The 12,779-nt window shown below is 59.1% G+C and carries 16 protein-coding genes; 9 read left to right on the top strand and 7 right to left on the bottom strand.

What is annotated here, in order from left to right:
• Positions 1 to 3 precede the first annotated feature (3 nt).
• The 3 genes from tolR to ybgC form a co-directional block, all read right to left on the bottom strand.
• A complete protein-coding gene (gene tolR, locus PMI09_RS28720) occupies positions 4 to 459 on the bottom strand; it encodes a protein TolR (protein ID WP_037084461.1) in 456 nt (151 codons plus the stop codon).
• A gap of 29 nt (positions 460 to 488) precedes the next feature.
• Positions 489 to 1,208 (bottom strand): protein TolQ, encoded by a 720-nt coding sequence (gene tolQ, locus PMI09_RS28715; protein WP_007802632.1) that lies wholly within the window; start codon positions 1,206 to 1,208, stop codon positions 489 to 491.
• Positions 1,209 to 1,658: 450 nt separating this feature from the next.
• On the bottom strand, positions 1,659 to 2,123 hold the full coding sequence (gene ybgC, locus PMI09_RS28705) for a tol-pal system-associated acyl-CoA thioesterase (protein ID WP_007802629.1): 465 nt from the start codon (positions 2,121 to 2,123) through the stop codon (positions 1,659 to 1,661).
• A 119-nt stretch (positions 2,124 to 2,242) separates the two neighbouring features.
• Here ybgC and PMI09_RS28700 point away from each other — a divergent pair, with 119 nt between their 5' ends.
• The 7 genes from PMI09_RS28700 to PMI09_RS28670 all read left to right on the top strand — a co-directional run bounded on the left by PMI09_RS28700 (position 2,243) and on the right by PMI09_RS28670 (position 8,440).
• Positions 2,243 to 3,463 (top strand): NAD-dependent epimerase/dehydratase family protein, encoded by a 1,221-nt coding sequence (locus tag PMI09_RS28700; RefSeq protein WP_007802627.1) that lies wholly within the window; start codon positions 2,243 to 2,245, stop codon positions 3,461 to 3,463.
• A complete protein-coding gene (locus PMI09_RS28695) occupies positions 3,460 to 4,284 on the top strand; it encodes a glycosyltransferase (protein ID WP_007802626.1) in 825 nt (274 codons plus the stop codon). Before PMI09_RS28700 ends, PMI09_RS28695 begins: the two co-directional genes overlap by 4 nt.
• Positions 4,281 to 5,165: an NAD-dependent epimerase/dehydratase family protein gene (locus tag PMI09_RS28690; RefSeq protein WP_007802624.1), complete on the top strand. Its 885-nt coding sequence runs from the start codon at positions 4,281 to 4,283 to the stop codon at positions 5,163 to 5,165. The genes PMI09_RS28695 and PMI09_RS28690 overlap by 4 nt, the downstream gene beginning before the upstream one ends.
• 77 nt (positions 5,166 to 5,242) lie before the next feature.
• Positions 5,243 to 5,974, top strand: coding sequence for a hypothetical protein (locus PMI09_RS28685; RefSeq protein ID WP_007802622.1), 732 nt, complete (start codon positions 5,243 to 5,245; stop codon positions 5,972 to 5,974).
• A 96-nt stretch (positions 5,975 to 6,070) separates the two neighbouring features.
• Entirely contained in the window at positions 6,071 to 6,658 is a 588-nt protein-coding gene (locus PMI09_RS28680) for a 5-formyltetrahydrofolate cyclo-ligase (RefSeq protein WP_037084472.1), read from the top strand.
• Between the two features lie 2 nt (positions 6,659 to 6,660).
• Positions 6,661 to 7,485, top strand: a complete 825-nt coding sequence (locus PMI09_RS28675) for a TIGR00282 family metallophosphoesterase (protein WP_007802617.1) — start codon at positions 6,661 to 6,663, stop codon at positions 7,483 to 7,485.
• Positions 7,486 to 7,603: 118 nt separating this feature from the next.
• Positions 7,604 to 8,440, top strand: a complete 837-nt coding sequence (locus tag PMI09_RS28670) for an MBL fold metallo-hydrolase (protein ID WP_007802614.1) — start codon at positions 7,604 to 7,606, stop codon at positions 8,438 to 8,440.
• 67 nt (positions 8,441 to 8,507) lie between these two features.
• Here PMI09_RS28670 and PMI09_RS28665 read toward each other — a convergent pair whose 3' ends face one another.
• Entirely contained in the window at positions 8,508 to 8,969 is a 462-nt protein-coding gene (locus tag PMI09_RS28665; protein ID WP_081499127.1) for an Lrp/AsnC family transcriptional regulator, read from the bottom strand.
• 89 nt (positions 8,970 to 9,058) lie between these two features.
• Here PMI09_RS28665 and PMI09_RS28660 point away from each other — a divergent pair, with 89 nt between their 5' ends.
• Entirely contained in the window at positions 9,059 to 10,030 is a 972-nt protein-coding gene (locus PMI09_RS28660) for a threonine ammonia-lyase (RefSeq protein WP_007802610.1), read from the top strand.
• A gap of 132 nt (positions 10,031 to 10,162) precedes the next feature.
• Here PMI09_RS28660 and PMI09_RS28655 read toward each other — a convergent pair whose 3' ends face one another.
• Positions 10,163 to 10,666 carry a pyridoxamine 5'-phosphate oxidase family protein gene (locus tag PMI09_RS28655; RefSeq protein WP_007802607.1) on the bottom strand — a complete coding sequence of 168 codons (504 nt, stop codon included), beginning with the start codon at positions 10,664 to 10,666 and terminating at the stop codon, positions 10,163 to 10,165.
• A gap of 172 nt (positions 10,667 to 10,838) precedes the next feature.
• Here PMI09_RS28655 and PMI09_RS28650 point away from each other — a divergent pair, with 172 nt between their 5' ends.
• Positions 10,839 to 11,585: a YebC/PmpR family DNA-binding transcriptional regulator gene (locus tag PMI09_RS28650; protein WP_007802605.1), complete on the top strand. Its 747-nt coding sequence runs from the start codon at positions 10,839 to 10,841 to the stop codon at positions 11,583 to 11,585.
• A 121-nt stretch (positions 11,586 to 11,706) separates the two neighbouring features.
• Here PMI09_RS28650 and PMI09_RS28645 read toward each other — a convergent pair whose 3' ends face one another.
• Complete coding sequence (locus tag PMI09_RS28645) at positions 11,707 to 12,042, bottom strand: cytochrome C oxidase subunit IV family protein (protein WP_007802603.1); 336 nt, start codon at positions 12,040 to 12,042, stop codon at positions 11,707 to 11,709.
• A gap of 9 nt (positions 12,043 to 12,051) precedes the next feature.
• On the bottom strand, positions 12,052 to 12,777 hold the full coding sequence (locus tag PMI09_RS28640; protein WP_007802601.1) for a heme-copper oxidase subunit III family protein: 726 nt from the start codon (positions 12,775 to 12,777) through the stop codon (positions 12,052 to 12,054).
• Positions 12,778 to 12,779: the final 2 nt, after the last annotated feature.

Here is a 12,779-nt window from a genome sequence, read left to right as displayed (position 1 = left end):
TTGCTATTGGTCCTTCTTCTGCTGCGTCACGAGACCGATGTTCTTGTAGCCGGCACCCTGGATGCGGGCCATGACGTCGGCGATCACGCCATAAGGCGCGGTCGCGTCGCCGCGAACGAAGATGCGCTCATTGTAGCCGGTCGTTGCGATCGCCTCGAGCTTCGCGGCAATCTCCTCGGCCGGGATCGGCGTTTCCTGCAGGAAGACCTGGCCGTCATTCTTGACCGAGATCGTGATCGGCTGCGTTTCGGAATTCAGCGCCTTCGCCTGCGTTTCCGGCAGATCGACCGGCACGCCGACGGTCATCATCGGTGCGGCGACCATGAAGATGATCAAAAGCACGAGCATAACGTCGACGAGCGGCGTCACGTTGATTTCGGAGATGGCACCACCTCTGTGGCCACCGCGACGACGACCACCGCGGCCACTGCCGCTACCGCCACCGCTTGGAGCACCCATACCCATATCGTTGACTCCGTTCCCGTCGATTACTGCGCGGCCTGACGCGGCTGCAGTTTCTCGTCGATCTGGCGCGAAAGGATGGCAGAAAATTCATCCGCGAAGCCTTCCATGCGAGCAGAGAGCTTGCCGGCATCGGCAGTGAACTTGTTGTAGGCGATAACGGCTGGGATAGCGGCAACAAGGCCGATTGCGGTTGCGAGCAGCGCTTCCGCGATACCAGGGGCAACGACCGCGAGGTTCGTCGACTTCGAGCCGGCGATCGCCTGGAACGAGGTCATGATACCGACGACCGTACCGAAGAGGCCGATGAACGGACCGGCAGAACCGATTGTCGCCAGCGAGCCGAGACGGGCTGAGAGGAATTCGGATTCACGAGCGAGCGTGACGTCCATGGCGCGGTCGATACGCATCTGCAGACCGATCGGGGAGCGCGCGCCGCGCTCGAACGACTTCTTCCATTCGCGCATGGCAGAGACGAAGATCGAGGCAAGGCCGGTGTTGTTGCGTTCCGACAGCGTCCGATAAAGCTCTTCCAGCGACTGACCCGACCAGAACACCTGCTCGAACTTGTCGAACTGGCGCCGCGCGCGGCCGTAAGCCAGATACTTGTCGATGACAATCGCCCAGGTCCAGACCGAGGCTGCGATGAGCCCGAGCATGACCAGCTTGACGACGAGACCTGCCTGCATAAACAGCGACCAGAGGCTGACGTCGGCCGTTGCTGCTGCCAATCCTACTTGTTCCATTGATCCAAAATCCCCGAATCCAAACGCCCGGTACTTGACCGGGCGGCACAAAGTGATCTCGCAAGAAGTGTCTGGCGGCCGCCGCCCAAAGCCCTGGTCAAGCTTCCAAGCTCTTATCCGCCTTCCTTGCCGTCAAATTTGGTCAAAGGAAGGCGTGCACCGCACAAACTCTGACAATCCGAGTAAGACACTATTATGGTTAACAGTTCGTTAGCGCCGGATCATGACAGCGAAACTATCGGCGAAAGATTTATCCCTTGGATTACTTGGTCAGATCTAGGTCGATGACCACAACAGCGCTTATCTTCCAGCGCGCGAATTCCTTCACACAAAACTCATGTTTATGCAAGGCCGGAATCCAGCGTCTTTTCATCGCTTCGCGATTAACCTGCGCGAATCGCCGCAGGCAAACGATGTTGAAACGGCGGGACGCGCTGCGGCCGCAAAGGCTCACGGTCCACGGAGCGGCTTGCTGCCTTCCAGAAATTTCTCGGCAAGCGCTTCGGGCAGTCGTCGCGGCCTCGCATTGGCGTTGATGACGGCGATGATCACCTTGGCGGCGATCAGCAGCGTTTCGCCGCGCCGGATTTCCTGATTGAGGACCATCTTGGCGCCACCCGCTTTTTCGGTGTGGGTCAGCACCATCAGGATGTCATCCATCCGCGCCGGTTGCTTGAAGTCGATCTCCATGCGGTGGACGACGAAGACAAGCCCCTCCTCGTCCGAATTGATGAGTTCGCGCTGCTCGACGCCGAGACAACGGAGGTAATCGGTGCGGCCGCGCTCGAGGAAGTGCAGATAGCGAGCATGGTAGACGAGGCCGGAAAAATCCGTGTCCTCGTAATAGACGCGCTGCAGGAGCCGGTGACCCGTTTCCGTGAGTTCACCCGAAATCGAAAAACCGTTGTCCGCCATAATTTTCTCCAAAGTCACGCGCCCTCTTTGGCGGAAGACTTTCCGCCTTGCAAGCATTGAACAATTGTCACGCTTCCTAAGTATTTTTTGACAGAGACAATCAAGCAGGAGACGACGCGATGAAGATTGCAGTGATGGGCGGAGACGGATTCATCGGCTGGCCGACATCATTGCATCTCTCCGACGCGGGACACGACATTCATATCCTCGACAATCTCTCGCGACGGTGGATCGACACCGAACTCGGGGTCCAGTCGCTGACGCCGATGGACTCGATCCAGGAGCGCACGCGCATTTGGCACGCCGAAACTGGCCGGCGCGTTCACTTCAACCTGATCGATCTCGCCAAGGACTACGAGCTCCTGAAGAAGTGGCTGGCCGAAAACCGTCCGGATGCCGTCATTCATTTCGCTGAGCAGCGTGCCGCCCCCTACTCCATGAAGAGCGACCGCCACAAGAACTACACCGTCAACAACAACGTCAACGCCACCCATAACCTCCTGAATGCGCTCGTCGAACTCCAGCTCGACGCGCATCTGATCCACCTCGGTACGATGGGCGTCTACGGCTATTCGACGGTCGGGGCGGCGATCCCCGAGGGCTATCTGCCCGTTGGCATCGAGACGGCGGATGGCGAGACCGTCAGCCAGGAAATCCTCTATCCCTCCAATCCCGGCTCGATCTATCACATGACCAAGTGCCTGGATCAGTTGCTTTTCCATTTCTACGCCAAGAACGACGGTCTGCGCATCACGGACCTGCACCAGGGGATTGTCTGGGGCACGCACACCGAGCAGACGCGCCGGCACGCCCAACTCATCAATCGCTTCGACTATGATGGCGACTACGGCACCGTGCTGAACCGGTTCCTGATCCAGGCGGCGATTGGATACCCGCTGACCGTTCACGGCACCGGCGGCCAGACCCGCGCCTTCATCCACATCCAGGATTCCGTACGCTGCATCGAGCTGGCGTTGAACAATCCGCCAGCCCGCGGCGCCCGTGTCGACATCTTCAACCAGATGACGGAGACGCATCGCGTGCGCGATCTGGCGGAAATGATCGCCAAGATGAGTGGTGCCGAGATCGCCTGGCTGCCGAACCCGCGCAAGGAGGCGCCGGAGAATGAGCTCATCGTCAAGAACGAGAAGTTCCGTAATCTTGGCCTCGATCCGATCACCCTGCGGGCGGGGCTTCTCAGTGAAATCGTCGACGTCGCCAAGAAGTTTAGCTATCGCGTCGATCGGTCGCGCGTGCCCGCCGTTTCCGCCTGGACGAAAGACATTGCCGCCACGATCAACCACGATCCGGAAGGCAAGAGGCTGAAGTCCGTTTCATGAGTGAGTCCCTGCGGCACGCCTACGTCACCCTCGTCACCAACAACGACTACGCCATGGGTGCCAAGGCGCTCGCGGCGTCGTTGCGCCGAACCGACACCCCTGCCGACATCGTCATCCTCCATACGCCAGGCGCTGAGCTGGCCAGTCTTGCCCCGCTCCTGCAGCTCGACTGCCGCCTGGTGCCGGTCAAGCATATGCCGCTGTCAGTCGAGTTCAATGAGCGCCATGCTCGATCCAATCTGCACGCCGCGGCCCCCTTCACGAAGGGACGCAAGCCGGAGTTTCACTCGCCGCTCGACAACTTCTGCAAGCTGCGCCTCTGGCAGCTGACCGAGTACACCAGCTGCGTCTTCATCGATGCCGATGCGATCGTGCTGCGCAACATCGACAAGCTCTTTCGCTATCCGGAGTTTTCGGCCGCCCCGAATGTCTACGAATCTCTTGCAGACTTCCACCGACTGAATTCCGGCGTCTTCGTCGCGCAACCGTCCGAAGCCACGTTTCAGCGCATGCTGGAGCGACTGGATAAGCCAGGCATGTTCTGGAAGCGGACGGACCAGACCTTCCTGCAGGATTTTTTCCCGGATTGGCACGGCCTGCCGGTCTATTTCAACATGCTCCAATATGTATGGTTCACCATGCCTCGGCTTTGGGACTGGCAGAGCATTTCCGTCCTGCACTACCAGTACGAGAAGCCATGGGAGGCGAATCATCCGAAGGCCGAGAAACTGCGGCCGCTGATCGACCTGTGGCACGCGTTCTATGCCGGCGATGATCCGCCGGATATCTCGGCAATGGCCAACCCCAAAGAGGCGGCATGAAGGTACTGGTATCGGGCGGAACGGGTTTCGTCGGACGCTACATCGTCGAAGAACTGCTCGCCGGCGGCTATACCGTGATCATCGGCGGCCGCCACGCGCCGCTGCCACGCTTCTTTTCGCGCCCGGTCGAGTTCGCCCCGCTCTCGCTCGATCCGGCCCACGATCATATCGAAGCCTTCGACGACGCCTATTTTTTCGTTCACGCCGCCTTCCACCACGTGCCCGGCAAATACCGCGGTGGGGAGGGTAACGACCCGGAGACGTTCAAGCGCTTCAATCTGGACGGCAGCGTCCGGCTTTTCGAAGCGGCAAAACGCGCCGGCACGCGGCGTTGCATCTTCATTTCCAGCCGTGCCGCCTATGGAGAGCACGCGCCTGGAACCACGCTGAAAGAAGGGATGCTTGACAAGCCGGAGACCCTTTATGGTCAGGTCAAACTGGATGCCGAACGCAGTCTGGCACATCTTGCAGCGCCGGGTTTCGCAACGGCCAGTCTCCGATTGACCGGCGTCTACGGCGACCTTCGACCCGGCAAATGGGACAAGCTGATCGGAGATTACCTCGCTGGTCGTCCCTTGCCTTCACGTGCCGGCACCGAGGTCCACGGAAAAGACGTCGGCAAAGCGGTGCGGCTCATGTTGGAAACAGACCCCCCGCGTATCTCCGGCGAGACCTTCAACGTGTCCGACGTGGCGCTGGATACCTGGGACATCCTGGAACCCATTCGATGGGAGCACGATTGCCTGAACAGGCTGCCGCTCCCCGCCGACAAATCGCTGCTCACACCGATGGACACGGCGAAAATCCGCGCGCTCGGTTGGTTGCCTGGGGGCATGCCCCTGTTTAATGAAACGATCCATGCGCTGGCCACGGGCACATAGGCGGCAGGTAACGGCGCACAGGCCCACGCAAGCCTGAAGTTGCAGACTGCCACGGATAGTGCAATCCGGAGGATAGTATGCAAGTCGGTTCCGCATCAGCGCTCAACATCCTGCGCAACACCTACTCGGCCGATAATCTCAATACGCCGGCCGACGGCACCAGCGCGCGACTGAAGATATTGCAGAATTCGGCAAAGGCGCAGGAAAGCCTGCGCGAAAGCATGACGACATCGGCCGAAGCCGCGAAAGTCCGTGCCGCACGCAAGCTTGAGGAAGCCAAGCAGCAGCTCGAAATGCTGAAGAGCGGCGGCTACCCGCCAGAGGTCGTCGCCCGGCTTGCGGCCGAACTTGCTCACAAGATCAGCGCCGCTGCGGCGGAGTTTGCCTCGGCTGTCGCTGCCAGCGCGACGCCCCCCGCATCTGCAGCCAATGCCACCGTTGCAACCGCCGATACCGGGGCGAGCGCGACAGACGCTACGACCTATGCGTCGGCGACAACCGAAACGGCTTCTTCGGATAGCTCCGACGGTAGCGCGGAGCAGACAGACGTACCCGATGGCGCAACCGCCGCACGCAATGCCTACCAAAGCGTGATCGAAGATGGAAGGCAGGCATCTGCCGGTATCTCGACCGAAGATCGCAAGACGATGGAAGAGTTCAAGGCCATCCTGCAAGAAGTCCGGCAGCTGATGGACAAGGCGATGCGCGAACTGCGCGCAAGAACCGGCCAGCAGGGATCGGGCACGGACGCCTATCCGCTTGAGGCACAGGCCGGCGCCTCAGTCAGACCAACCAGTATCACGATTTGACCTGATCGACTCAGGCAGGCGGTCAAAGGTCGCATTGACCCGTTGAAATGATCGGCAAGACCTTTATCGTCTGCTGAAAACAGCGCGATGGACCGCATGACCCCGAGAGAATTGAAAACCGAAATGCGTACCGGACGGCTCGCACTGCGCGACGCGATCCCGGAAGATACTCGCATCGAGATGAGCCTTGCCATGGCCGAGCATGCCGGCGAGGCCGTCGCATTCGAGCCCGGGACGACCGTGTCCGGCTTCCTGCCGATCCGCTCCGAAGCGGATATCCGGCCGCTTATGGCACGGTTCCAGACGCGTGGAGCACGGCTTTGCGTACCCGCCATCCTCGACAAGCAGACGATTGTCTTTCGCGAGCTGGTGCGCGGCGTCCCACTGGTCAGCACCGGCTTCGGTACCTCGGGTCCGCCCGCGGACGCCGCCGTGCTCGATCCCGAGATCATGCTGGTGCCTCTCTCCGCTTTCGACAATCGCGGCCACCGCATCGGCTATGGCGCCGGCCATTATGACCGCGCCATCGAGCGTTTGCGGCAAAAAGGCCTGCATCCGAAACTGATCGGCATTGCATTCGACTGCCAGGAAGTGGCACATGTGCCCGACGAGCCGCACGACGTCAGCCTGGACGCCCTCCTGACAGAAAGCGGGCTGCGCTTTTTTGCCTCTTGGATTGGATAGCAATGCGACTGCTTTTTCTGGGTGACATGGTGGGTAAGACCGGACGCACCGCCGTCTGGAACCGTCTCCCCGGCCTCATTTCTGACCTGAAGCTCGATTTCGTCGTCGTCAACGGCGAGAACGCTGCAGGCGGTTTCGGCATCACCGAGGATATCTTCCTCGAGACGATCAACGCGGGCGCCGATGTCGTCACGACGGGCAACCACGTCTGGGATCAGAAGGAAGCCGTCGCCTTTGCCGGACGTCATGACCAGTTCCTGCGACCGGCCAACTACCCGCAGGGCACGCCGGGGCGCGGCTCGGGGCTTTTTTATGCCCGCAACGGTGCACGCGTGCTTGTCGCAAATGTCATGGGCCGCGTTTTCATGCATCCCGAACTCGACGATCCCTTCAAATCCGCCGAGACGATCCTGGATGCCTGCCCTCTCAAGGAGCAGGCGGATGCAATCATTTTCGACTTTCACGCCGAAGCGACCAGCGAGAAGCAGTGCTTCGGCCATTTCGTCGACGGCCGCGCCAGCTTCGTCGTCGGTACGCACACCCATGTCCCGACGGCCGATCATCAGATCCTGAACGGCGGCACCGCCTACATGTCCGACGCAGGCATGTGTGGTGACTACGATTCCTCCCTCGGCATGGACAAGGAGGAGCCGCTGAACCGTTTCATCTCCAAAATGCCGAAAGGCCGCATGGAGGCGGCGACCGGCCCGGCCACCATCTGTGGCGTCGGCGTCGAGATATCGGATGCGACCGGCCTCGCGGAAAAGATCGCGCCGCTGCGCCTCGGTCCTCGGCTCGCCGAAACCATTCCGGAGTTTTGGCGTTAGTTCAGGCAGCCTCGCGCCATGACGCAAAAGTGAGCAGTGGCTCGGGATTTCAACTGGACCGCTGCGGCGCCTTGCCGCATCCTCCCGAGCTTACCGTGAGAGCGCTGGAGGAAGTGGCATGACGCCGCGTTTTCTTGTCTTCGCAATCGCCTGCCTGATGGTCTTGGTCGCCGCGGAGGCAGCCGCGGCCCAGGAGGAACGAAGAAACGTCAGCCAGTGCCAGGCCATCGCCCAATCGATCCCGCAAGCGACTTTTGCCAGTTTCACGGGCCCAGCACCGATTGCTGGCGCCGGCGCTGCCGACCAATCGGTCACGTTGACCTACATCGGACATTCCACCTTCCTTATCGAAACGCCGGGCGGCGTAACGATCGCGACCGACTACAGCGGCTGGTATTCGCCGCCGCACGTTCCGATGGTCGTCACCATGAATCGCGCCCATTCCTCGCATTATAGTTTGGTGACCGACCCGGCCATTAAATACGTGCTTCATGGATGGAGCGACGTGCCAGGGGAAAAGGCGAAGGTAAACCTCGTGGTCGGCGACACCTACATCCGCAACGTCACTACCGATATCAGGGGCGGTTTCGGCGCGCCGCAGCAGGATGGGAACTCGATCTTCATCTTCGAGGTGGCCGGTCTCTGCATCGGTCATCTCGGCCATCTGCATTACGAACTGACGGAAACCCACTACACGGAGATCGGCAGACTGGATGTCGTGATGGTTCCGGTGGATGGTGGCCTGACGATGGGTTCGGACAGCATGAGCCGGGTCATCAAGCGGCTGCGCGCCTCTCTCATCCTGCCGATGCACCAGCCGAGGCCGCTGCAAAGCTTCCTGTCGATGTTCGGACCCGATTTCGATATCAGCTACGCACCGACGAACACGATCACCGTGTCGCTGCGCACCTTGCCGAAAAAGCCGCTGATCTATGTGGCGAAAGGCATGCATTAAAAGACCTGGATCGCCCCAACCCCTTTCGACAAGATCGCTACATAGGCCACGCCAGTAAAAGGCCTTTTCATTCAATGACGGGAAGTCCCAGGCCGTGCTTGACCGTTTTGAGTGCGATCAGGCTCTTGTATTTTCGCACGAGCGCTTGTTGTTCACTCATAAGTCGCTCAATGAAGTTGTTATATTCCTCAAGGTTGCGGACGGCTACAAGCAGCACATAATCCATATCGCCGGTCACATACCAGCATGACTGAACTTCAGGCGCACGGTCCAACCATCGCTGGAATTGTTGCAGCGTGTGTCGATGTTCGTTCTGGATTTCAAGCTCGACCAGAACGGACAGGGTGCGATCGACGGCTTTCGGACTGACCACCGCCACGATCCTCTCGATGATCCCATCCTGCTTCAATTTGCTGATTCGGCGTTCGATGGCCGAGGTAGAAAGATTGACCGCATCAGCAATGACCTTGCCGGGAATGTCGGCATTCTCCTGCAGCATCGAAAGAATAGTTCGGTCAATATCGTCCACAGCGCATAACCAAGCTTCTACGCGGAAAATCCGCTATAAATTTGATATTGGCGCGATTTTCCCGCGTCATAAATTCATACCATCGCTCCATGACAAAACAAGCACCTCTCTCAGCCATCAACATCGAAGACGCACGCAAGCGCATCGATCCGATTTTTCTGAACACCGATTTGCTGTGTTCCGATAGGCTCGCGCTGTCGCTAGTCGTCAAAGACGAAACGGAAAATCCGATCCGCAGCTTCAAGGGGCGAGGTACGGGATATTTTCTCGCCGATCTCGCCGACGAGAGAACTCCTCTGGTCTCGGCATCGGCCGGGAACTTCGGTCAGGGGCTTGCTTATAATGCCGCGCGGCATGGGCGACCTCTGATCGTCTTTGCCAGTCTAAACGCCAATCCGCTGAAGATCGAGGCCATGCGCAGGTTTGGGGCAGAGGTCTTTCTCGCCGGGGAGGATTTTGACGCTGCGAAGGAGGCTGCCAAAATCTACGCCGTCGAACGGAAGCTGCAGTTCGTCGAGGACGGCGCGAGTGCAGCCATTGCGGAAGGGGCTGGAACGATTGCGGCGGAACTGACTGAAAACGTCGAAAACATCGACGCCGTTTTCATCCCGCTTGGAAACGGTGCTTTGGCGGCCGGAATAGGATGCTGGTTCAAATCGCGATCACCGCGAACAAGGGTCATCGCCGTCGCCGCAAAGGGTGCGCCATGCATGGCTCTGTCCTACAATGCGGGTGACGTGATCTCGACGTCGGAGGCACGCACGATTGCCGATGGAATTGCCGTCCGGAATCCCGTGCCGTCCGCGATCGAATGGCTTAAAGATACTATCGATGACGTCGTTCTCGTTGATGATGATCAACTTCTGGACGCAATGCGGTTTGCTCATGATACTTGGGAGCGTCTCGTCGAGCCAGCCGGGGCGGCGGGGCTCGCGGCCATTCTTGTGCAGGCATCTGCCCTGAAAGGCTGCCGTGTAGCGACCATGTTGTGTGGTGCTAACCTCACGGATCAACAGATCAAGCTATGGCTTCCATCTGCCGTAAAGGACAGCGCCTGTTAGAGCAAAGCAAATCGACTTCTAGCTGTTCCCCATCATGTCCGAATTTGTTTCGCCAATTTCGCGACAGATATTTGCGACTGAAAGTATTCCATATTCCAGTTAGGGCTAGGGATCACGCCGGGTCTAGTATTCTCAAGCGAACTGCAAGTGCTGCCGGATGCCGACATCGGGCATCTTGTCATCATCGAGATTGGCCTTGGCAATCTCCCAACCGAATTTGAGCTTACTGCCGGTAGAGACCCAGATCTCCGCGTCGTCAACATGCATCACTAGCATCGTCAGCTTCGGATCCTTCTTGCCGTCCTCATACCAGGCGGCGACGACGGAATTCCAATACTCATTGATCTTCGACGGATCGGACCGCACCTCGATCTTGCCGGCAAGGCAAGCGTGATAGTCGTGATGCTTTCCGACGACGCAGAAATGTGCCCTGGTGCCCGGCTTGATGGCACGGGCGATTTCTGCGTCCGATTTCGAGTAGAACCAGATCGTATTGGTCTTCGGATCGGCATGTGGCGCCATTGGCTGCATATGCATGTCCACTCCGTCCACGCCGAGCATGCCGGCATGAATGTCGTTGACCTGATCCCAGAGCTGACGTGCTGGGTGTTTCCGCGCCTCGTTGAAACTAGCCATAGCACTTCCTTCCGTTTCAAGGGTCCGTGTTTTGAAACGCCAGCTTCGGGGCTTTGTTCCGTAATTCCGGACGAGCGAGTCCCGGGAGAATGAAGCCGTTTTCCCTTGAATACCGCCCATTTCGCTCTTATAAGGCGGCCCATTCCGACAATAGGACGTGAACAGGGGTGCCATGGCTGGCCATTCACAGTTTAAAAACATCATGCATCGCAAGGGCCGTCAGGATGCCGTGCGGTCGAAAATGTTCTCCAAACTCGCGCGCGAAATCACCGTTGCCGCCAAGGCCGGCCTGCCCGACCCGACGATGAACGCCCGCCTGCGCCTGGCTATCCAGAACGCCAAGGCCCAGTCCATGCCGAAGGACAATATCGACCGCGCCATCAAAAAGGCAGCCGGTGCCGACAGCGAGAATTACGATGAGGTCCGCTACGAAGGTTACGGCCCGGGCGGAACGGCGATCATCGTCGAAGCCCTGACCGACAACCGCAACCGTACCGCGTCGAACGTCCGTTCGATCTTTACGAAGGCCGGCGGCGCACTCGGCGAAACCGGCTCGGTTTCCTTCTCTTTCGATCACGTCGGCGAGATCACCTACAAGCTTGCCGCTGGCGATGCCGACAGGGTGATGGAAGCTGCCATCGAAGCCGGTGCCGACGACGTCGAAACCGATGAAGAAGGCCACTACATCACGACCGCCTTCGAATCTCTCGGTGAAGTCGCCAAGGCCCTCGAAGGCTCTCTCGGTGAAGCCGAGACCGTCAAGGCCGTCTGGCGTGCGCAGAACAACGTGCCGGTCGACGAGGAAAAGGCGCAATCGCTGCTGAAGCTCATCGACAGCCTCGAAGACGATGACGACGTCCAGAACGTCTACTCGAACTTCGAAGTCGACGAAGAAGTTCTGGCCAAGCTTTCGGCTTGACCAATCACCATTTTTTCTGCAAGCCGGTCACGGAAACGTGGCCGGCTTTGTTGTTTTCGGCCGTCCATTCACATCCGATGGATCGGTGACAGCTTGGTTATCCCTAGCCACGGCGCGCCGGTCAGGAACCGGCGCCGCCGAGGAAGGCAAGCCGGGTGAAGATCGTGTAGTGCGACTCGGACGCCATCATCGCCACGAAGACCAGAACGAGCAGCGGCGGCAACATTATCGCGTAGACGAGCGCCAGCCGCTCCCATGCCATGTGCATGAAGATGGCAACGATCAGCCCCGCTTTCAGCATCATGAAGACGATGATGAGCGTCCAGCGCAGATAGCCCTGAATGCCGAGATAATCGACGAGATAGGAAAAGGTGCTGAGGACGAAAAGCAATCCCCAGACGACGAGGTAGAGCCGGATCGGATGCTGTTGGCCGGAATGCGCTTGTGCCTGTGCCATATTGCGACCTCACCACAGATAGAAAAACGCGAAGATGAAGACCCAGACGAGGTCGACGAAGTGCCAATAGAGGCCCATGATCTCGACGATCTCATAATTGCCCTTGCGGCTGGTGAAGAAGCCGCGCCGACCGGTATCGAAGTCCCCGCGCAAGACTTTGCGCGCGGTAATCAGCAAGAAGATCACGCCGAAGGTCACGTGCGTCCCGTGAAAGCCGGTGATCATGAAGAAGGATGATCCGAATTGTGCCGCCCCCCATGGGTTTTCCCAGGGGCGCACGCCTTCGGTGATGAGCTTCGTCCATTCGAAGGCCTGCATTCCGACAAATGTGGCGCCAAGTATTGCAGTCAGAAGCATTAAGGCAGCCGTTTTTCCGCGCTCACGGCGATAACCGAAGTTGACGGCCATGGCCATCGTGCCACTGCTGCTGATCAGAACGAAGGTCATGATCGCGATCAGGATCAGCGGAACGTCCTGCCCGCCGATATGAAGCGCAAAGACTTCGCTTGGATTGGGCCACGGCACCGGAGTCGACATTCGCGCGGTCATGTAGGCGAGCAGGAAGCAGCCGAAGATGAAGGTGTCGCTGAGGAGAAAGATCCACATCATGGCCTTACCCCAGGAAACGTTCTTGAATGCCCGCTGGTCCGAGGCAAAATCGGCCGCGACCCCTCGCAGACCTGCGGGGGGATGAAGGGCTACATCTTCGGTGTCCATTCGGGTCAATTCGGCCATCG

The sequence above is a fragment of the Rhizobium sp. CF122 genome (assembly GCF_000282035.1).
In the GTDB taxonomy this organism is placed as follows: domain Bacteria; phylum Pseudomonadota; class Alphaproteobacteria; order Rhizobiales; family Rhizobiaceae; genus Rhizobium.
Note: the sequence above shows the minus strand (reverse complement) of the source record. Positions and strands in the feature narration are given on the sequence as shown.